Origin of the sequence: Salinigranum salinum (assembly GCF_009176545.1) — an archaeon.
Lineage (GTDB): Archaea > Halobacteriota > Halobacteria > Halobacteriales > Haloferacaceae > Salinigranum > Salinigranum salinum.
Genome location: NZ_VTOJ01000002.1, coordinates 1,922,157 through 1,941,181, shown reverse-complemented (window position 1 = coordinate 1,941,181; position 19,025 = coordinate 1,922,157). Strand labels below are relative to the sequence as shown.

16 protein-coding genes, 1 tRNA gene and 1 pseudogene are annotated in these 19,025 nt (G+C 64.4%); 7 read left to right on the top strand and 11 right to left on the bottom strand.

The genetic code is table 11. The annotated features are described in order from the left end of the window. Positions 1-5 precede the first annotated feature (5 nt). A tRNA-His gene (locus FZP69_RS20745) sits at positions 6-77 on the top strand. 115 nt (positions 78-192) lie between these two features. On the opposite strand, the gene FZP69_RS23460 is transcribed toward FZP69_RS20745, so the two are convergent. The 4 genes from FZP69_RS23460 to FZP69_RS22785 all read right to left on the bottom strand — a co-directional run bounded on the left by FZP69_RS23460 (position 193) and on the right by FZP69_RS22785 (position 3,930). Continuing rightward, positions 193-405 (bottom strand): HNH endonuclease, encoded by a 213-nt coding sequence (locus FZP69_RS23460; RefSeq protein WP_204960087.1) that lies wholly within the window; start codon positions 403-405, stop codon positions 193-195. A 237-nt stretch (positions 406-642) separates the two neighbouring features. Further along, positions 643-1,995, bottom strand: a complete 1,353-nt coding sequence (locus tag FZP69_RS20735) for an ATP-binding protein (protein ID WP_152043251.1) — start codon at positions 1,993-1,995, stop codon at positions 643-645. Continuing rightward, on the bottom strand, positions 1,995-3,617 hold the full coding sequence (locus tag FZP69_RS20730; RefSeq protein WP_152043250.1) for a bacterio-opsin activator domain-containing protein: 1,623 nt from the start codon (positions 3,615-3,617) through the stop codon (positions 1,995-1,997). Before FZP69_RS20730 ends, FZP69_RS20735 begins: the two co-directional genes overlap by 1 nt. 151 nt (positions 3,618-3,768) lie before the next feature. Further along, positions 3,769-3,930, bottom strand: a complete 162-nt coding sequence (locus tag FZP69_RS22785; RefSeq protein ID WP_192918676.1) for a DUF7331 family protein — start codon at positions 3,928-3,930, stop codon at positions 3,769-3,771. A gap of 207 nt (positions 3,931-4,137) precedes the next feature. Between FZP69_RS22785 and FZP69_RS20725 the strand changes: the two genes are divergently transcribed. Both FZP69_RS20725 and FZP69_RS20720 read left to right on the top strand, forming a co-directional pair. Further along, entirely contained in the window at positions 4,138-4,548 is a 411-nt protein-coding gene (locus tag FZP69_RS20725) for a hypothetical protein (RefSeq protein WP_152043249.1), read from the top strand. A gap of 190 nt (positions 4,549-4,738) precedes the next feature. Then, positions 4,739-6,112, top strand: a complete 1,374-nt coding sequence (locus FZP69_RS20720; RefSeq protein ID WP_152043248.1) for a PGF-pre-PGF domain-containing protein — start codon at positions 4,739-4,741, stop codon at positions 6,110-6,112. 218 nt (positions 6,113-6,330) lie between these two features. On the opposite strand, the gene FZP69_RS20715 is transcribed toward FZP69_RS20720, so the two are convergent. Then, on the bottom strand, positions 6,331-8,022 hold the full coding sequence (locus FZP69_RS20715) for a sensor histidine kinase (protein WP_152043247.1): 1,692 nt from the start codon (positions 8,020-8,022) through the stop codon (positions 6,331-6,333). A gap of 162 nt (positions 8,023-8,184) precedes the next feature. Between FZP69_RS20715 and FZP69_RS20710 the strand changes: the two genes are divergently transcribed. Continuing rightward, positions 8,185-8,748, top strand: a complete 564-nt coding sequence (locus FZP69_RS20710; RefSeq protein WP_152043246.1) for a response regulator — start codon at positions 8,185-8,187, stop codon at positions 8,746-8,748. Between the two features lie 84 nt (positions 8,749-8,832). On the opposite strand, the gene FZP69_RS20705 is transcribed toward FZP69_RS20710, so the two are convergent. From FZP69_RS20705 to FZP69_RS20680, 6 genes are all read right to left on the bottom strand, one after another. Further along, on the bottom strand, positions 8,833-9,324 hold the full coding sequence (locus FZP69_RS20705) for a hypothetical protein (RefSeq protein ID WP_152043245.1): 492 nt from the start codon (positions 9,322-9,324) through the stop codon (positions 8,833-8,835). 200 nt (positions 9,325-9,524) lie between these two features. Further along, on the bottom strand, positions 9,525-10,613 hold the full coding sequence (locus tag FZP69_RS20700) for a pyridoxal-phosphate dependent enzyme (protein ID WP_394350167.1): 1,089 nt from the start codon (positions 10,611-10,613) through the stop codon (positions 9,525-9,527). Between the two features lie 908 nt (positions 10,614-11,521). Then, the gene (locus FZP69_RS20695) at positions 11,522-11,866 is read right to left on the bottom strand and encodes a cupin domain-containing protein (protein WP_152043243.1); all 345 of its coding nucleotides are present in this window, start codon (positions 11,864-11,866) and stop codon (positions 11,522-11,524) included. Between the two features lie 611 nt (positions 11,867-12,477). Then, a complete protein-coding gene (locus FZP69_RS20690) occupies positions 12,478-13,644 on the bottom strand; it encodes an enolase C-terminal domain-like protein (protein WP_152043242.1) in 1,167 nt (388 codons plus the stop codon). 280 nt (positions 13,645-13,924) lie between these two features. Continuing rightward, positions 13,925-15,172 (bottom strand): MFS transporter, encoded by a 1,248-nt coding sequence (locus FZP69_RS20685; RefSeq protein WP_152043241.1) that lies wholly within the window; start codon positions 15,170-15,172, stop codon positions 13,925-13,927. A gap of 268 nt (positions 15,173-15,440) precedes the next feature. Next, positions 15,441-16,481 (bottom strand): mannonate dehydratase, encoded by a 1,041-nt coding sequence (locus FZP69_RS20680; RefSeq protein ID WP_204960079.1) that lies wholly within the window; start codon positions 16,479-16,481, stop codon positions 15,441-15,443. A 125-nt stretch (positions 16,482-16,606) separates the two neighbouring features. Here FZP69_RS20680 and FZP69_RS20675 point away from each other — a divergent pair, with 125 nt between their 5' ends. The 3 genes and pseudogenes from FZP69_RS20675 to FZP69_RS20665 all read left to right on the top strand — a co-directional run bounded on the left by FZP69_RS20675 (position 16,607) and on the right by FZP69_RS20665 (position 18,959). Next, entirely contained in the window at positions 16,607-17,671 is a 1,065-nt protein-coding gene (locus FZP69_RS20675) for a serine hydrolase domain-containing protein (protein ID WP_152043240.1), read from the top strand. A gap of 162 nt (positions 17,672-17,833) precedes the next feature. After that, positions 17,834-17,923, top strand: a pseudogene (locus tag FZP69_RS20670) (IS6 family transposase); the annotation flags it as partial. A gap of 79 nt (positions 17,924-18,002) precedes the next feature. Next, the gene (locus FZP69_RS20665) at positions 18,003-18,959 is read left to right on the top strand and encodes a hydroxyacid dehydrogenase (RefSeq protein ID WP_152043239.1); all 957 of its coding nucleotides are present in this window, start codon (positions 18,003-18,005) and stop codon (positions 18,957-18,959) included. Positions 18,960-19,025: the final 66 nt, after the last annotated feature.

Here is a 19,025-nt window from a genome sequence, read left to right as displayed (position 1 = left end):
GCGTGTCCGGGTTGGGGTAATGGTCATCCTTCAGCCTTGTGGAGGCTGAGACGCGGGTTCGATTCTCGCACCCGGACCATATAAGAAATTAAACATTCTCGCAGGCGAATTCCTGCGAACGGTTCTCTACACGGCTTCTGAGTCGCTGCGCTACTCAGTCAATCTGGCAAAAAAGAGACAATTTGAGAGTCTCTATCCTCGGTCACGGCGTTGCCGCAGTTGTTCGGGCGAGATTTTCCCGAATTCGGCTTTTCGGTGGCAGCTGCTGCAGAGCGAGACGAGGTTCTCGAGGAAGTGCGCATCCTCTCTGGAGAACCGCTCCGACTCGATATACCGTCGAACCGGGATGATGTGGTGGACATCAGGATTGCGGCCGAGCTCCTCACGAGTCGCGCCACAGATCACGCACTGACGATCGTCTCGGACAAGCGCTCGCGACCGGACGTCAGCCCAGCCACTCCCATATGACTCGTTGCCGCCACCGCGCCAGTTCGGGTGCCCCTCTCGCTCTCGCTCCTTCGTGAACCACGCCGCGCCGCCGGATCGGTCTCGGTACGGTCGCCGCCGTTCCGGTGTCGGACCGGGGGCCGTTTCCCGAGCGTGCGGACGAGTGTCCGTGGGAACGAACCGCCCGAGGGCACCTCAGTCGGTGTCGTCCGTGGTGTTCGACTCGTCGGATCGCTCTGGCTCGTTCGAGCCCGCTGGCTCGTCCACGTGACCTCCACCCGCGTTCTCGACGACTTCGACGCCGGTAAACTCGAACCGCGCCCCTCCGTCCGTGTTCACCGCGAGGGAGACGTCCCAGCCGTGGTCCCGGGCGACCTGACTGACGATGGAGAGCCCGAGACCGCGGTTACCGGACACTGTCGAGGTGCCGGCCTCGAAGGCACGGTCGCGCAGTTCCGGGGGGACGCCCGGTCCGTCGTCGTCGACGAGAAACCCGTTCTCGAGGGGCTCGACCCGTACGGTGACGACCCGGCCGCCCCGTTCCGTGGCGTCACCGGACTGCCGTGCGGTCCGACTGTCCGTCGAGCCGTGCTCGACGGCGTTCCGAAACAGGTTCTCGAAGAGGCGCTGGAGGTGATCCGCGTCGCCGCGGACCGTCGGCAGCGACGCCGCGGTGACGAGCGTGGCGTCGGCCGTGTCGACCGTCTCCCATGCGGCCTCGGCCACGTCACGGATCGCGACCGTGCCGGTCGGATCGACGCCCCCGCCACCGATCGTGAGGACGTCTCGTACGAGGTGTTCGATCCGGTCGAGCGCGTCCTCGAGCTTCTCGAAGTGGACGGCATCGCCGGTGTCCTGCGCCGCTTCGAGACGGATCTTCGCCACCTCCAGCGGGTTTCGGAGGTCGTGGCTCACGACACTCGCGATCCGTTCGAGCCGTGCGACCGTCGTCGCGAGATCACGTCGGCGTCGCTCGCCCTCGGTGACGTCGGTGAACAGGAGATACTCCTCGTCGTGGCTGGTCGTAACCGTCCGGACGCGGAAGTAACACGTCTCGTCGTCCGACTCGTGTCGCAGACCGACGCCGGCTCTCCCACTCCCGCGAGTCCGGTTCAGGACGGACGCCACGGTCGTGGTGCCCGCCGCTGTTTCGGTCTCCCCGGGTTCGGCGGTCGGCTCGTCTCGTTCGGTGTCGGAGACGGCCGTCCGGGGCAGGATCAGCTCGTCGAGCGGCGTTCCGGCGATCTCCGTGGCCGCGATCTCGAACGTGGTCTCGAACGCGGGGTTGACCGTGTCGACGACGATCCGGCCCGCACTGCCGGTCGCGTTCGACTGCTCGTCGGTTCCCGTCTCTCGCTCGCACGTGTAGGCCAGGAGCGGGTCGGGGAACGACTCGAAGAGCGCGTCCGGGGGTCGTCCACCGTCGGCGACCGGCCGAGACACGGCTGGCGCACCCGCGGCCGGCGACACGTCTCTCGCTCGTTCGAGGACCCGTTCCGTGTCGACGCTCCTCTCGACGTCGGGTGGGTCGTTCGGCACGCCACCCATCACCCATCACCCGTCTCGTCGTCGCGCCAGTCGTCCGTGGAGCCCAGTCGCTCCTGTCCGGGACGCTCGTCGAGGAAGGCGTCGACCAGCTTCCACTGCGCCGCTCGGAGGTGGTAGTGGAGCGTCGGCGAGGAGACGCCGAGCCGCGCGGCGAGTTCCTCTGCGGTGCTGTCTCGCGGCGACTGGAAGTAGCCGCCGTGGTAGGCGACGCGCAGCGCCGTCCGCTGACGGTCGGTGAGCGACTCGTGGAGCGCGCTCCGGAACTCCTGGGCCGTCTCGACGGACCGCTGCCGTTCGCGCTTGGCGAGGAGTTCGGAGCCGGCGAACGCCTCGCCCAGCGACTCGACGATCGCGCGGACGTCCTCGTCGGGTGCGAGCTCCACGACCAGCCGACCGACGCCGTCCTCGAAGGTCGCGGCCCGCACGGTCGCGCCTCGTTCCGTCAGGGAACGCAACGGCGACGCTCCGGTGAGCGTGATCTCGAGGAGGCCGCCCACGCTCGACTCCGTCTCCGACGTCTCGTTGACCACGCGGGGATCGTCGACGTCTCCCCGGTTCGCTGCCATCTCGCGGACGTCGCCGGGTGCCGCCCCCTCGACGCTGACGTAACAGAGCAGCGCTCCGTCGGCGAGCGGAACGACGCCCTCGACCGCGAGTGAGCAGTCGAGCCGGGACGCCACCGCCACGAGGAAGTCGTCCGGGTCGGTCACCCGAACGGTGAGTTCGACGACCGTGTCGGACAGGAGCAGGTTACGCTGACGAGCGGCAGTGATGACGAATCCGGTCGCCACGCCGAGCGTCTCGAGGCTCTCGCGCTCGCGCTCGCTGAACGCGTCTGGCCGTGTGGCGTACACCCCGAGTACACCGTACGTCGTGGTGCCGTACCGAACGGGGACGGCGATCGCCGACTGTAGCCCCCGGGCGAACGCCACGCGTCGGATCGGGTCGGGGAGCGACTCGTCTTCGACGAGCTGGCGGACGAGCCGGGTCTGTCCGGTCCGAATCACCGCGTGTTCCGGGCACTCGGACGTGTCGGGCGACGCACCACTCTCGACGACCAGGTCGACGACCTCCCGGTACTCGCCAGCACCGACACGGTGGGTGATCCGGTCGGCGAGCGGCTCGCGCTCGCCGATCCAGGTGAACTCGTACAGGTCGCTCGCTACCAGGCGCTCACAGACCGTCTCTTCGATCTCCGTGCGTCTCGTCGCGCCGACCAGCTCTCGGATGATCTCCTGTATGGTGGCGTTGATCCGGCTGAGTCGACCCAGTTCCGCCTCGCTGTCCCGTCGCGCCCGCTCGAGGCCCCGACGGTCGGTGACGTCGTGGAGGTAGATCGTGAGTCCGTCGCCGACCGTGACGGTCCGGACCTCCAGCCACGTTCCCAGGTCGGGGAAGTAGTCCTCGAAGGTGACTGCCGCCGGGACCGGATCGTCACCCGCGAAGTGGCCGTGGAAGGTCGACTCGACCGACCGTGGGAAGACCTCGCGTACGTCGACGCCGACCAGCGTCGACACGTCGCGGTCGAGTTGCGCCGCAGCCACGGCGTTCGCGTCCGCGACGTGCCAGTCGGCGTTGACGACGAGCACCCCGTCGCTGACGTGGTCGAGAACGTCGTCCATAGTATCGTGATACACGGTAACAGTGGTGAATCTTTGTACCCATCCGGCGGAGCGTGACCGGGCCACCAGCCTGTCACCGGCTCTCGGCTCCCCGCGGGCGTCCGTGGCTCGCGACCCGCCTCGTCCGTGGGCTACTCTCACGGCGGATCGGTCATCGTCGCTCCGCGAGGGCGACGGACACGTCCGACTGGATCCACCCGGACGGATTCTCGATGTCGTAGACGACGACGCCGTCGGCCGTGAGTAGGAGGCCCGTTCGGTCGTCCGTGCAGTTCTGGTCGTCCGTGTCCCGGGTATCGTTGGTCGAGGTCATCGGTGGTCACCGTCCCCATCGCCGGGCGAGCGTCCCCCGACGAGGTACGATCGTTCGTTGCTCCCCGCTCGGCTTGGCGACGAGTGGTCAGTACTGAAACGGAGGACGTGACGAGTCCACTCTAGCTATTGAGAGTCCCCGTGTGATCGTGTGGTTCGATACTGAGCATCAACCGTCACTGCGGTGGCCGTCCCAGGAGTAGGTGTGATGATGGACGACACCAACATCGCCGACGGAATCGCTCTCACACTGCTGCTGGCCGGCATCGTTCTCGCGAGCGGTGTGGTCGGCGGGCTCGGGTTCGTCTCCGTGACGTCACCCGCGTCCACTGACGCGATCACAGACCACGCCGTCGTCGAGGAGGGACTCTCCGCCGCGTTTCCGATCGACAACGTGACGACTGCGTTTCCGATCGACAACGTGACGACTGCGTTTCCGATCGACAACGTGACGACTGCGTTCCCGACCGATCGGGTGACTATCGATGGGGCATCCTGGGACGTGCGGGACACGGGTCTCATCCGCTCGACCGGTGGGGAGACGCCGTTCCGTCTCCAGGACATGGACCCGTACGCGATCCCTCCGGACGAACTGCCCCAGGACATGGATCCGTACTGACCGTCGACCCCACCTCGTTTTCGAGTAACCCGTCGGGCGCGCCGTCGAGACGACCACCGTCGAGAGTCGTGACGGGCCCGCTTCCCACGGATCGACACGACGCTACTGTCGCTCGTGGATACCGAACTACTGGGCTAGTCGACTTAGTAGGTGTGCGGTACAATATAACACGATTCGGAGACGACCGACGATGAAACAGAACACACGGGTCGTGGTGGCGCTGTTCCTGGTGGCTACCGTCTCGGCCACCGCAGTCGTGGGCGCGGTGAGACCTGCGCTCCCCACCGACGCCCGCCAGGTCGAGTCGGTGCCGGACATCGAGGTACAGCCCGAGACCCTCAGTTTCGTCGATACGACCGACCGACCCACGGCGCGGACGCTCACGGTCCGGAACGTCGGCAACGGGCCACTGACGATCCGATCCGTTCGGATCGTCGGGCCGGATCGAGCCGCCTTCGGAGTGGGGGCCGAGGCTCCGAGTACGCTCGCCCCGGGCGAACGTGAGGCCGTCACGGTCACGTTCGATCCCGCGGACTCGCGGCCGCGGTTCGCGACGATCCACGTCCTGAGTGACGATCCCGACGAGCCACAGCGGAACGTCTGGCTCACTAACACGCGGACGATCGCGGACGTCTCGCCGTCACGGGTTCTCGAGACGAAGACGCTCGTGAACGCCACGGTGACGAACGTCGAGGCAAATACGACGCAGTCGCTCAATCTCTCGTGGCCGCTGACCCGCGACGACGGCGTCGCGATCGACGCGCTGTCGTTCACGCCCGAACGCGACGGGAGCGTCGCGCTCAGCGTCGCGACGAACGCCAGTCGCTTCGGCGACGTGCCCGCGTTTGCCCTCGCGGACGGCACCGAACCGGTGGGCTTCGTCCGGGTCGAACACGACCTCGAGGACGATCACGTGCGGAACGTCACGCTCACGTTCCGTGTGCGCAAGGATCTCCTCACTGGCACCGAGACTGGCCCGGAAGACGTCGCCCTGTATCGGTTCGAGGAGGGCGTCTGGGCCGAGCGCCCGACACGACTCGTCGACGAGGGTGACACGCACTACTTCTTCGAGGCGAGCGCGCCCGGGCTGTCGGACTTCGCCACGGGCATCAAGCAGGCACAGTTCCGGATCACGGACGCGCTCGTGACCGTGACCCGGCTCACCACCGTCGAGGGGACGGAGGTCCTCGTCCGCGTCCGGAACGTCGGCGGTGCCGACGGAACCTACACGGTGAGACTGCTCCTCGCGGACACTGTCGTCGACAGTCGGGAGCTGTCTATCGCCCCGAACGGGACCCGGCAGGCGACCTTCGAACGATCGTTCGACGAACCCGGAACCTACCAGGTGTCCGTCAACGAGCGCTTCGTCGGACACGTCACGGTCGACCCGGCGACGACTGCGGCTCCGACGACGGCGACGGACCGAACGGTGTCGAGGACACGCTCCGAAGCCTCCCGGTCGACGACCGACGGCGCACTGTCTGGACTCGGTCCCTGGACGGCCGCGCTGGCGCTCCTGGCCGCGACCTTCCTCTTTGTCGTCCACCGCCGCCGCCGTCGATGAGTCGCGCCCGACCTTCGGGGGTGAGGACACTTCCTCGTGGCCGGCCACGCTGCGTCGGTCGGTTCGCCACGACACCGGTCGGCTCCCCGTTCGTCCCCTGTCCGGAGGCGTCCACCCTGGTCGGCCGAGACTGGCAGCTCTTGCAAGGGGCGTCGTGACTGTTTCGCGTCGGCGTCCCCGGGGCCGACGATCCTCAGCACTGATCTACGACAGTCCCCTCAGGGTGACTCGGGGTCCGCCCGGTTCGTGTCGGCTCTCCAGTCGTCGTCCGCCTCCTCGCGTGCCTGCGGAAGGTGTATCTCGACGACCGTTCCCCGTGGCTCGGCGTCGGTGAACTCGAGATCGCCGCCCGAGCTGTCGACGATCCAGTAGGTCAGCCAGAGGCCGAGCCCGCTCGCGTGTTCGAGCGCCGTCTCACGTCCCTCGCGGATCGCGGCCCGATCCTGTTGTGGGAGCCCAGGACCGTTGTCGACCACTGTGACGTGGATCCAGCCCGTCGTCTCCGCCTCGTCGACGGCCGTGACCGAAATCTCGACACGGGGTTCGTCGGCGTCGGTGTGTTCGCAGGCGTTCTCACAGACGCTCTCGATCGCCATCCGAAGCGACGGGAGGGCGACAGCCCACGCCTCGTCGGGCAGTGTCGTCGCGAGGTCGACGTCGGGATACGCCTCGCGGAGGTCGGTCGTGATCTCCGCTACGACGGCGCTCACCTCGACTCGCGTCCGTTCGTGCTCGGCGTCGAGCGCGGTTTCGATCTGTCGTGCCCGCTCGCTGAGACTCGTGAGTCTCCGCCCGGCGTCGTGAATCGACCGGGCCGCGGCCCTGATCTGGTCGTCGTCGGTGACGTCGGCGATGACGTCGGCGTAGGTCAGGACGACGCTCAGCTGGTTCCGCAGGTTGTGTCGCAGGACCCGGTACATGACTTCGAGTCGTTGTGTTCGCTCCCGGAGGGCCGCCTCGCGCGCCGCCAGCGTCGTCGCCAGGTCGTTGAACCCGTCACTGATCTGCTCCCACTCGGTCCCGCCGTGGAGGGCGACAGTGCGACCGTAGTCGCCCGCGCCGAGGTCGGCAAACCCCTCGAGGAGTCGCTCGGTCTGGCGGAGGCTCGCGGCGTACTGCCAGTAGCCGAACCCGACCATCACGACCACCGCGAGTCCGAGCTGTCCGGCCTGGAAGAGCCCTAACCGGCGGAGACGGGCGTCGAGTGCGGTCCGGTCCCGCACGACGCTGACCTCCCACCCGGTCGCGTCGACAGTCGCGGACCCCTCGATCGACGACGTGAACGTCCGGTCGCTGCCGTGAATCTCCATTTCGTTGCCGACGACCGTGACCGTCTGCCTGCTCGTCTCCAGGGGCGGGAGCGCGTCGAAGGTGGTCCGCGTGTCGAGGTAGATCGCGGCCGCGAGGACGCCCTTGACGTCCCCCCCCTCGAAGATCGGTGCGGCGAACACGAGGATGTGCGCGTTCCCGTCGTCGGTGGCCTCGACCTCGCCCACGTGCGACTGGCCGCGGAGCGCCTCCCGGACGTACGGTGCTTCGCTCCGGTTCGCCCCGAGGACCGCGTGGCGGTGGGCGGCCGTCACGTCGCCACGGAAGTCGACGACGGTTCCGTTCGCGGCGGTGATCTGGACGGCGTAGAATCGAGAGTTCGCCAGCAACGCGTCGAGGAACGGGCCACTCCGGTCGAACTGCCGCGCGCGCGGTCGGGACGCGACGAGGCCGAGGTAGTCCCGACGGTCGCGGATCGACGCGTCGATCTGTTCGGCCGCGAGCGTCGCCGTCTCGTCGACGTTCGCCTGCGACTCGCCGACCGCGTCGCGCTTGTAGAACTCCAGCGCGAGGAGGATCGATCCGCTCAGCACGAGCGTGACCGCGACGAAGACGATCACGAACTTCGTCCGTAACCGCATATGTCATACGTCACCAAGAATCACGATAATACTTCACATAGAATCGAGGCGGAAGCCCACTACTTCAGTCGTCGGTAACTTACGACCGCGCTTCCGGGTCGGGTGCGCCCGCACGAAGCTATAACCGGGCGACCGATCAATCGGTGAACGAGGGGTGGTATCATGGAACAGGATGGAACCGTCCTCGTCGTCGACGACGAGCGGGAGGTCGTGGACGCGTACGCGCTCCGACTCCGCCAGCGCTACAGCGACGTTCGGACGGCCTACGGGGGTGAAGAGGCGCTCGACACCATGGACGCGACGATCGACGTGGTGTTACTCGACCGGCGGATGCCGTACTCCGGCGACAGGGTGCTGCGGGAGATCCGCGACCGGGGTTACGACTGCCGTGTCATCATGGTGACGGCTGTCGACCCGGGGTTCGGCATCGTGGATATGCCCTTCGACGACTACCTCTGCAAGCCCATCGACAAGGCGGACCTCTTCGCTGCGGTGGACCAACAGCTCGAGGCGGCGTCGTACGACGATCCACTCACGGAGTTCTTCGGGCTCACCGCGAAGCTGGCCGTGCTCGAAGCCGACCGCTCCCCCGAACAGCTCGCGGAGTCGGGAGAGTACCTCCGGATGCAGCGGCGGGCCGACGAGCTTCGCGACGAACTGGCAGTCTCGGCCGAGAACTTCACCGAGATGGTCGAGACGTTCACTGCGATCAACCGTGCCGGGTGACCGGTCCTGGGAGCTGACGCTCGTGAACCGTCGCTCGCACGACCGCTGTCTCGGACCACCTCGGCCCGACGCACGTCGACTGGTTCAGTAGTCCCGGTGGCCGGGACAGGCGTCCCACTGCTCATCCGGCACAGTGCGCTCCCCGAACAGGCCCAGTCCCAGCCGCACCGCTCCGCCCGACGACTCCGAGAGGTCCACCTCTCCCGTGCGGAAGTACGCCCTCGCTTCGTGGGGGGTGCCGAAGTCCATCTCGACCGGGATGGCGAGCCCCTCCGCGTCCTCGGGGAGCGACACCGTCTCTTCGTCCTCGTGGATCACGAACCGCTCGGCGTGGCCGAGGAAGACGTCGTCCGGGAAGTCGACCTCGTCGAACGTGGAGGGAAGCTGCAGATCGACGACGATGTACTCCTCGCTCATCTCCCTCACCTCGATCCGGAGCCCCTCTTCGGTCTCGGCGGCACCACGGCCGGCGCCGAAACCGGCGAGCACCGTCGATCCGGCCAGGAGTCCTCCGGTCGTCTTGAGCACGCTGCGTCTCGAAACCGGTTCGTCCGCGTTCGTGTCGTGATCGAACATGGTATGTCTCTCGTATCCGCGTTCGAACGCGCGGTCGACACTGCCGTGGAATCCACTGCTCAATAGCGAATCGGGAGGAGACGCGGACGGTCTAGTCATCTAGACCACGGGACTTCCCGAACGCCGAGGGGCCAGCGTCGTTGAGTGCCGGGGAGCCAGCGACCGATCGGCTCGACCGGGTTCACCGCCGCGTCCTCGTTTCAACCCTTCAGCCCACTCCCCGTGAGCGCGACGACGACGTCGTCGTCGGGACCGACGACCCCGCGCTCTCTGAACGCGCGGAGCGCCGCCGGGGCGACGGCGCAGGTCGGCTCGGTGTAGAAGCCGCGCTCGTGCAGCCTGTCGAGTTCTTCGTCGACCGCTTCCTCGGGGAGCGCGACCACGTCGCCTCCCGTCTCGTCGACCGCGTTCAGGATCGCGTCACGCTGGACTGGTTCGCGGATCTGGATGCCGTCGGCGACCTCGTTCGGTTCCGCCTCGTCCGGGCCGTGGAGCGCCTCGGCGATCGGTGCGTACCCCGTTGCCTGCGCACCCAGGAGTCGAGGGATCCGGTCGGTCCACCCCGCGTCGTGGAGGGCGCGGAAGCCACGGTAGGCCCCGAGGAACAGCGTCCCGTGGCCGAGTGGCGTCACCACCGCGTCGGGGACGGACCAGCCCCGTTGTGCTGCGATCTCGAGCGCGACCGTGGCGGTGCCGGCGAAGAACGCGGGGTTCCACGCGTGGCTCGCGTACCAGCCCTCGCCCGACTCGACCGCCTCGATACAGGCGTCCGTGACGGTCTCGCGGCTCCCCTCGACTCGTACCGGTGTCGCGCCGGTGCGTTCGATCGCCCGGAGCTTCGACGCCTTGACCCCGGCCGGGACGTAGATCCGCGCGTCGACCCCGGCGCGGGCGGCGTAGGTGGCGATGGCGGCACCGGCGTTTCCGGAGGAGTCCTCGACCACCGTGTCGACGCCGAGTTCGACTGCCCGCGAGAGCGTCGTCGCCGCGCCGCGGTCCTTGAAACTCCCCGTGGGGAAGACGTACTCCAGTTTGAACGCGGCGTCCCACTCCGTGGCCGGGACGAGCGGCGTCCACCCCTCGCCCAGCGTGACCTCGCGACCGACGGGGAGGAAGTCGTCGAACGCCCAGAGCCCGCGGTCGCGGTCCAGGTCGCTGGGAGCGGGTGCGGGACCGTCGGGGAGCGGTCGGTCGGCGAATTTCAGCGGGGAGTGGCAGGTGCAGCGCCAGCGGTCGGCGAACGTGGCACCGCAAGACGGACACGAGAGGCGGTCAGGCATGGGGGTCACTGGGGTGAGGCGCCACAAGAAACTGTAGGTGTACTGTGGTCGGACGGTGCGCCGGTCGGAACCGGTCGAGGGGGAAGGGTGACGTTCGACCGAGCGGCTTCGGAGATGTCCCGTCTCGGACTCTCAGAACGGGCGCGTGGTCGACCGGTCTCTGGAGACGAGTTCGGTCGCGTCGTGAAACAGGAGACAGGGCGAATTCGACGACGAGTCTCCGTCGACGGCACGCACACTGACCTCCCTCTCGTGGCCTCGGAGACGTGTCGGTGCGATGGTGTGAATATAATAAATTAGACAATTATCGATCTGCTAACCTACTCTCCGATACACCAGAGTTTAACACTATCACAAAATTGTTCTTTTATTCTTAATTATAACGACTATTATTTATAAAAATAATTTATTTTTGTCTCTCAGAACTGGTTACTGGATGGGACCAACGGTGATTCTTTCGTCCACTCCGAGAATTGAATACAAGTACTAAAATAGTATTCTGCGTGATTGAAAACTGATGATTCATGTTGGGATGTGAAACATAGACACATGCCTTCAGTTTGTGCTGAAGGCCGAGAATGCGTACCGGACGGGACGGTTCGGAAGCGAACTATCCAGTCGCTAACCGCGGTTCCCACGCATTGTCTGTCCAACCAACGTGAACCGGTACCGTGCCGATCCGTCCGGTAGCTTCTCTACCACGTCGTCTCGTCCAGACGGTACGTTCGGTTCCGGCGGGCTGTCTGCCGAGGGCAGCGGATGCGCTCGAGCGCTCTTCGTGATCGGCCGCAGACGCGGGTGACACTACTGGCCAGCGGCGTCGCACGACGACGTCCTGGTTTCTGTATGTGACGTTCTCGTCGATCGGCTCCGTGAACGCGCACGCCGCGCCTCACGGCTGCTCACGTCTCGAAGAGCTACTCCCGATCTGTCCAGAAGTCGAACGACCGGCCGGGGGCGAACACGTCCAGCCCGACGGCGATGTCGTCGCCCGTGTTCTCGACGCGGTGTGACTCCCACGGGTCGAGCCACACCGAATCGTACTCCTCCAGCGTCTCGGCGTCGTCGTCCGTGTATATCGTCAGTTCCCCGGACAGCACCAGACAGACCTGTCCGTTCGCGTGGTCGTGCATCGGCGACGAGTGACCGGGTGGTTTCTCGAACCACTCGAGGGTCACGTCCTCGCTTCCTGCCATCGAAACACGCCGCCAGCCTTCGTCGGGCTCGTATGTCTCCGCGCTGTTGAAGCTTACTCTCTGCATCGTCACACAGCACGAAACGTACTCGCTTAAATCTATTCGCACCGGCACCCAGGACGGCGAAGTCGGTCGCGGTCACTGTCGAGGTTCGCTCGCTCGACTCACCGTCGCCCGTCGGCACCCACGACTGGGGCCGCGGGTGTTCGTCTCGACACCGTGTGAACGGAGGTTGCTCCCGCTGATGGACGGAGTAATTGAAAACAGGCGTTCACCTTCTCGAGTATGGCCGCCGAGGTAGAAGCGAGAGTACGACGCATCGCGTCTCAGGGGCACATTCTGAGCGTCCCGGTGGACCACGGGATACGACGCCTCCAAAACGTTTCAGAGACGACTGAACACCTCACCGCCACGGACGGTTTCTCGTCGAAGCGGCGTTCTCACCATCCCCGATCTCTGCGGCTGGCACTGTGGGCTGGGCACCGAACGGCCGTCGGTCGAAGAGCGATTCGAGCAGCTCTGCTGTTGACAAGTCGACGAAACGACAGCACTACCGGTCGACCTGACACCACTGCCGTCCGCGATCCGGTGTCTCAGACCGTGTTCGACGACGGTCTTCCCGAGGACGGTCACGGAAGTACGAGGAGAAAGCCACGCGCTTCAGCGCGGGGAGGATGTCAATTGTAGATACGGCGCCCGGTTTTGTTCTCCTCGATGAAGTCCCAGTCGTAACGCACGCCGAGCCCTGGCCCGTCTTGGATCCCGACCGTGCCCTCGTCGTCGATGCTACCGAGTTGGTCGTCGTAGTCGCACGCGTAGATCGGGGGTGTGGTGTTCGAGGTCTTCGGTCCGACGAGCGCCATCTCGTAGTAGTTGGTGTTGCGGATGGCCGCGAGACACTGGCGCTGGGCCGGTCCGGGGGCGTGGAATTCGACGTCGAGACCGAAGCCCTCCGCGACTCTCGCCCGCTTGATCGCGCCGGTAATGCCGCCGTCGTACTCGGGATCGGCCCGCACGAAGTCGGTCGCTTCGGCGGCGATGAAGTCGGTCAACGGTTCGAGCCCGCGCACGTGTTCGGTCTGAAGGATCGGCGTCTTCAGTTGCTGTCGCAGTTTGCGGTGGCTGTGTTGGGAGATCCCCCCGTCGCGGTAGGGGTCCTCGTACCAGAAGAAGTCCTGTTCGTCACAGGCTTTTCCGACCCGTAACGCGTCCCCGAACGTCTCGAGCTGGCAGGCGGGATCGAGCATCAGCTCCATCTCGTCGCCGACCCGTTCCCCCACGGCGTGGACCGTCTCGATCACTTCGTCGGTGTCGCGCCACTGTCCACCCCAGGGGTGGATCTTGAACCCCGGATAGCCCATGTCGAGACACTCGGCCGCGAAGTCGGCGTACGCCTCGGGCGAGTCGAGTCCCCCGTTTCGGTCACCGAAGTACGTCGACGCGTAGGCCGGAATCCGCTCCCGGTAGGTGCCGAGAAGTTCGTGGATCGGTGCGTCGTGGTACCTGCCGGCGAAGTCCCAGAGCGCGATGTCGATCGGTCCGATCCCCATGCGGTCGTACTTGCGCATCGCCCGTTTGATCTCCGACCAGTGGCGCTCGCGGTCGAGCGGGTTCTTCCCGACGAGGAAGTCCGCGAACTGGTTGATCTGGGCCATCCCCGGGGAGTTACCACCGACGTACTCTCCGGTGACTCCCTCGTCAGTGTACACCCGGACCCCGAACAGGTGGCGGGTGAAGCTCCCTCCTGGCTCGTAGACCATGTGGAAGCCGTCGGGTGTCGGGCCCTGATCCTCGAGTTCGTACGCGAATTCGGTCGTCTCGATCTTCGTTATCGTTGGCGTCACGAGTAGAGCGATTCGGTGAGTCGTGTTAAATCGATCGTCTCTCTCAACCGCCGGGTGAGGCTCCTGCGACTGATTCGGTTCGATCGACGCCCGGACGCTTCGGAAGAGCTGTCCACAGGAGACGGCTCTCTGTGCGTGTTCGCTCCGCAGCGGTCCCCGTCCGTCGTGCTCTACCGAACACGACGCCATCGACCCGCAACACGTGGCAGTCGGGACCGACCGTCTTACAAACGACCGTTTCACAGACCCGTGGTCGGAACGCCACGGGACGAATACGTGCTCACCACCCGCTGAACGGATGCCGACCGTGCGCATACACGAGCGCTCCCAGGAACGTGAGACTCCCGCTGACGGCGAAGAAGCCGGCGATGTAAAACACCCACTCGATCCCGAACTGTGTCATTACGACGCCACCGATCAGGGGTGCGACCAGATTCCCCGGTCGCCAGACGAGCGAACGGATCCCGAAGCTGCTGGTGATTCCTCCCTGATCGACTCCCTCGTCCGCGAACAACGCCATACTCGCCGGCTCCCGGAACGCGTCGGCGATCCCCACCAGCGAGTGCAGAGCGACGATGGCGATCAGTGTCGCCGAGACCGTCCCCACGACGGGGTACGTACTGGGAACGTCGATGACGTTCCCGATCACCGGGGTTGCCGGGAACGTGAACGCGAGGAGGCCGTACGACCCCCCACCGATGAAGAGAAAGAGGCTTCGTCCGTACCTATCTGCCAGTCCCCCGGTGAACGGCTGACAGACCATGTTCGTGAACCGCTCGGCCGCCATCGTGACACCGACGACGGACGCGGCGAACCCCAGCCCACCCTGCGCAGCGGAGACACCGACGAAGATCGGAACCCAGTTCCGGACGAACGTGACCGCGAACGCGTACTGGACACGGAAACTCGAGATCGTCAAGATTCGCGGGTTGACCGCCAGATCGTCGAACGCGAAACTGACGCTCGTGTCATCCGGCTCGATGAACAGCCAGGTGCCCACGGCAGCGACGAGCAAGAGGACGACGAGGATCGCGAAGATCACGGTGAACCCGGACCGTTCGTAGAGCGCTCCCGCTCCGATGGTCGCGAGCACTCCCGCGGCCAGCTTCCACGAGTTGAACGTCCCGATCACTTTGGCACGCCCCTCGTCGCTGGCCAACTCTCCGACCAGCGACAGGCTCAGCAATCCGACGCCCACGATACCCAGCCCCTGCAGGAACCGGACCACGATGAACCCGCTACTGGTCTCGACGAAGGGGAAGAGCGCGTATGCACCCGCAGAGACGACGATCGACCCCAGCAGAAGTGTCCGTTTGTCGTATCGGTCACCGGCCCACCCCAGCGGAACGACGGCGACGGCCCTCGCTGCGGTGAACCCGGTGATGAACAGTCCGATGGCGATCCCCGATGGATTGAGGAGGTTGATGTACGTCGGAAGGAGCGTAATGAGTGCGATGAAGCCCGCGTTCTCGGCGAACTTCACCAGGTAGAGCGTGTAAAATTGTGTTTTTTCAGACAAATTTCGCATTCCGTCACCCACCACCAGGGACTGCGAATCCGTACAAATAGCTGCCTGATCGTGCCGCCAGACAGTTCATGCGCCGATCGCCGCTCCAGCGCGTTTTGTGGGTGTGTGTCCGTGGCACTGAGAGACGAGATCCGAGTTGGAAGCTGTCGACACCTGCACTCCGTCACGGAGCAGGTGGTCGCCCGATACGTCGAACGGTTCGATCTCTCTCGGGTCGCTTCGATCGAACCGTTCGACGGCACCTCCCGTCCGCGGCGTTCGCAGTGACCTACGAGGTCTCATATACGGATTTAATCAGTCCACGGATGTACCCGACCGTGAAGCTCCGTCCGACGGTGCCGCCGAACTCCCACGTCTCTTCACCCTCGAGCATCGGCACGTGATCGGGTAGCAGCAACCCGCTGTATCCGACGTCGTAGAGTGCCTGAACGACGTCGTACTCGTTGTAGTTGCTCTCCTCGTCGTCGAGGAACGTCTCGTAGAACTCCGGGACGGTCCCGACGACGTCACGGAAGTGAACGTACGTGATCTCGTCTCGGCTCCCGAAGTATCGGATGACCTCGAGGACGTCTTCCCCCATCTCGGACCAGCATCCGAGACAGAGTTTCAGTCCATGGTTCTCACTCGGGACCAGTTCCATCGCTCGTCTGAAGTTCCCGAAGTTACGGAACAGGAGGGGCACGCCGCCGATCTCCTCGATCGGTGGATCACTCGGATGGACGGCGAGCTGGACGCCAGCCTCCTCCGCGACCGGCAGTACCTCCGCGAGAAACGCCTCGTAGATCTCCCAGAGCTCCTCCTCGGTGAACTGCCTGTCTGCCAGCTGCCCGGGGTCCTCCATCTCCGCCTCGACGAACGCTGTCGTCTTCGCACCGCCACGGATCTCCTTGGATCTGGTCGTGCGGCCGACCCCGTTCGGGGGGTGGCCGCTGTATCCGAGGACGGGGATTCCGGCCGCGCCCATGTTCCGGATCGTGGCCTTGATCTTCTCGATCGACTCGTCGCGCCTCTCGTCGTCGAGCAGGACGTCGTAGAGCGTGATCGGCATCTGTTCGAACCCGACGAGCCGCAGGTCTTGTGCCGCAATCCGGTCGCGGATCTCGACGAGTTCTTCGGAGGACCACTCGTCACCGGTCGGGATCGCCGACTCGAAGTCCTCGTACTGGTAGGGGACTAGCAAGATGTCCTCGACGCCGAGCTGTCTGATCTGGCGGAGTTCCGTGTCGTCGAGGTCGCGGTACTTGCTCCAGCCGACCCGCATCCTCGGCGCAGCTGACTCTCCGGACGACGCCTCTCTCTGGTCGGGCATGGTGATTCTTGTCGAACATCATAGGAATAAATACGTATGGGAACGGGCAAGCGACTGCTGAACCGCCTCGGAGTCGAGTCCCGAGACACCGGGAGTGTTTTCCTCCGGGATGACGAGCACTGACTATGACGTCAAGCTTCCCCGATACGACATGGGATCGGGTCGAACCCGAAGAGGCTGGATTCGATGCCGAGCTACTGAGCGTCGCTCGCGAAGATCTCGAAACGACGCCTGGTAGCAACGATCCGCGTGCACTTGACACGTACCGTCACGACAACCCCTACCGAGTAGTTATTGTCCGAGGAGGAAAACTCGTCGCGGAGTGGAATCAGGGAATCGAACCCGGTCGTAGGGTTCGCCTCCGGTCGGCTACCAAATCGGTCTTCTCGTCGATTCTCGGAATCGCCTCCGAGGAGGGAATGATCTCCTCGCCGGACGACAAAGTGGTCGAGTACTTCCCCGAAGCGGTCGACGTCCTCCCAGGGGAAGGGCCGAAAACGGGTCGTCACGGCCGGCACAAGGATCGAGACATCACGCTTCGTCAGCTCGTCGCGAACACGTCGGGATACCTCAAACCCGACGAAGCCCCCGGTGAAGTAAAGCACTATCAGACCTATGGGATGAACGTCCTTACTCATGCCATCGCATCGAAGTACGGTATGTACGACGTTTCGGATCCGGAAGGATCGCCAGGGTTCAAACTCCTCATAGATTCCCGGCTCCGGATCCCGATCCACGCGTCGTGGACCTACTATCGAAAGAACTTCGATCTCCACGAGGATGCGAAACTCGCCAACTTCGGGTACTTTCCAGGTGTTGCCGCGACGGCACGGGACATGGCGCGACTCGGTTGGCTGTGGTGTAACTACGGACGGTGGAAGGGCGAACAGCTCGTGCCCGAAGCTTGGATGCGAGAGTCGGTGTCTCCCGCCCCCGCCGAACGGGACGCCGACCCAGAGAGTGGTATGCTCGACGGATACGGCCTCGGGTTCTGGACGAACGCCGCGGGTACTCTCTGGCCATCGCTCCCGACCGACTCGTTCGCGGCGCTCGGAGCGGGCGGCATAGCTATCTGGATGTGTCCGTCGTTGAGTCTTTCGATCGTCGAGGGACCAGGCCCCTTCCATCGTTCGACCATGGGCAAGCAGTTGTTTCCAACAGTAGTCGAGGCGGTTGAGCAGAACGCGTGATCGTTCCCCGTCTCGCCTTCGTTCACGATCTTGCCGGAACTACTATTCAATCGCATCGTCTCCGTCGGGTCGTTCAGACGGTTCGACACGTGCCCAGTTTGCCGTACCGACCTTTCATCGTCCTGTCTCCCGGCTTCCCAGCTTGACCGAACACGGACGGACCCGAATCCCGTTGCGCTCGACGAGACCGTCATTCAGGTCGACGACCAGCCCCACTGGCTGTACGTCGCGATCGATCCTCCGACAAATCGCCCGGCTGAATCAGCTACTCTGGACAGTACCCCCGACAGAGACGAAATGGTTATGATCCAAAAGAGAGACGAATCGGTTAATGGCCTGGGACGTACTGATCGCCGGCGATATCGCCGAAGACGAGTTCGAGATGATAGATGACATCGCGCGTTTCACCGAAACATCCCACTATCGAAGCAGGGACGAGTTATTGTCAGACATCAGTCGATTCGACGCCATCATCGTCAGGTCGTACGACATCGACTCGGAGCTTCTGCAGAACGCGACCAAACTAAAAGTAATCTCGAAGCGTGGAGTCGGTGTCGATTCGATCGATGTAGAGACGGCGACTGAAATGGGTGTTGTTGTGTGTAATACGCCGGGGGCAAACGCCCAGGCGGTCGCTGAGCATACTATCGGACTTCTACTGGCCGTTCGGAAGAAGTTGCTTGTCGCGGACCGGGATGTGCGTGACGGGATGTGGCAGCGCGAGAAATACGTCGGTCACGAGCTCAGTGGGGATGTGCTCGGGATCTTCGGATTTGGAAATATCGGGGAGATAGTCGCACGAATCGCGAAGAGTATTGGGATGGACGCTGTAGTCTATGACCCCTACGTGACTCGATCGGAGCTACCCTCACACGTCAGAAAAACATCGACACTCGGTGACTTATTTAGCCGATCAGACGTCGTCAGCATTCATGCTCCACTCACTGATGAGACACGAAATATAATCGGCGAAGCCGAATTCGAGACGTTTTCGAGGTCGGGAATTCTTCTTAACACGGCACGTGCCGAAATCGTGAACGAGAAGGCACTGCTAAACGCCTTACAGTCGAGTAAGATAGCCGGAGCGGGCCTCGACGTGCTCCACGACGAACCACCGGCCGAGGCGTCCACGATATACGATCTCGATAACGTTGTCCTCTCCCCTCATATTGCAGGCACGACAATCGAGGCCAACAAAGAGAAAAGCAGACGCGCTGCCGAACACGTTAGAATGGTCCACGACGGGGAGCTCCCGTCCAGTACGTTGAACGATGGCGTAATAAACTGAGTGTGGCAGTGTGACATCGTTCAGTTCCTTCGCCGTTATTCTTTACTTCACCGTATCTACACCCGA

Bases quoted from the DNA above. Each gene is read 5' to 3' on its own strand.
- FZP69_RS20735 (WP_152043251.1), bottom strand. From the start codon at position 1,995: ATGGGTGGCGTGCCGAACGACCCACCCGACGTCGAGAGGAGCGTCGAC.
- FZP69_RS20730 (WP_152043250.1), bottom strand. From the start codon at position 3,617: ATGGACGACGTTCTCGACCACGTCAGCGACGGGGTGCTCGTCGTCAAC.
- FZP69_RS22785 (WP_192918676.1), bottom strand. From the start codon at position 3,930: ATGACCTCGACCAACGATACCCGGGACACGGACGACCAGAACTGCACG.
- FZP69_RS20725 (WP_152043249.1), top strand. From the start codon at position 4,138: ATGATGGACGACACCAACATCGCCGACGGAATCGCTCTCACACTGCTG.
- FZP69_RS20720 (WP_152043248.1), top strand. From the start codon at position 4,739: ATGAAACAGAACACACGGGTCGTGGTGGCGCTGTTCCTGGTGGCTACC.
- FZP69_RS20715 (WP_152043247.1), bottom strand. From the start codon at position 8,022: ATGCGGTTACGGACGAAGTTCGTGATCGTCTTCGTCGCGGTCACGCTC.
- FZP69_RS20710 (WP_152043246.1), top strand. From the start codon at position 8,185: ATGGAACAGGATGGAACCGTCCTCGTCGTCGACGACGAGCGGGAGGTC.
- FZP69_RS20705 (WP_152043245.1), bottom strand. From the start codon at position 9,324: ATGTTCGATCACGACACGAACGCGGACGAACCGGTTTCGAGACGCAGC.
- FZP69_RS20695 (WP_152043243.1), bottom strand. From the start codon at position 11,866: ATGCAGAGAGTAAGCTTCAACAGCGCGGAGACATACGAGCCCGACGAA.
- FZP69_RS20685 (WP_152043241.1), bottom strand. From the start codon at position 15,172: ATGCGAAATTTGTCTGAAAAAACACAATTTTACACGCTCTACCTGGTG.
- FZP69_RS20680 (WP_204960079.1), bottom strand. From the start codon at position 16,481: ATGCCCGACCAGAGAGAGGCGTCGTCCGGAGAGTCAGCTGCGCCGAGG.
- FZP69_RS20675 (WP_152043240.1), top strand. From the start codon at position 16,607: ATGACGTCAAGCTTCCCCGATACGACATGGGATCGGGTCGAACCCGAA.
- FZP69_RS20665 (WP_152043239.1), top strand. From the start codon at position 18,003: ATGGCCTGGGACGTACTGATCGCCGGCGATATCGCCGAAGACGAGTTC.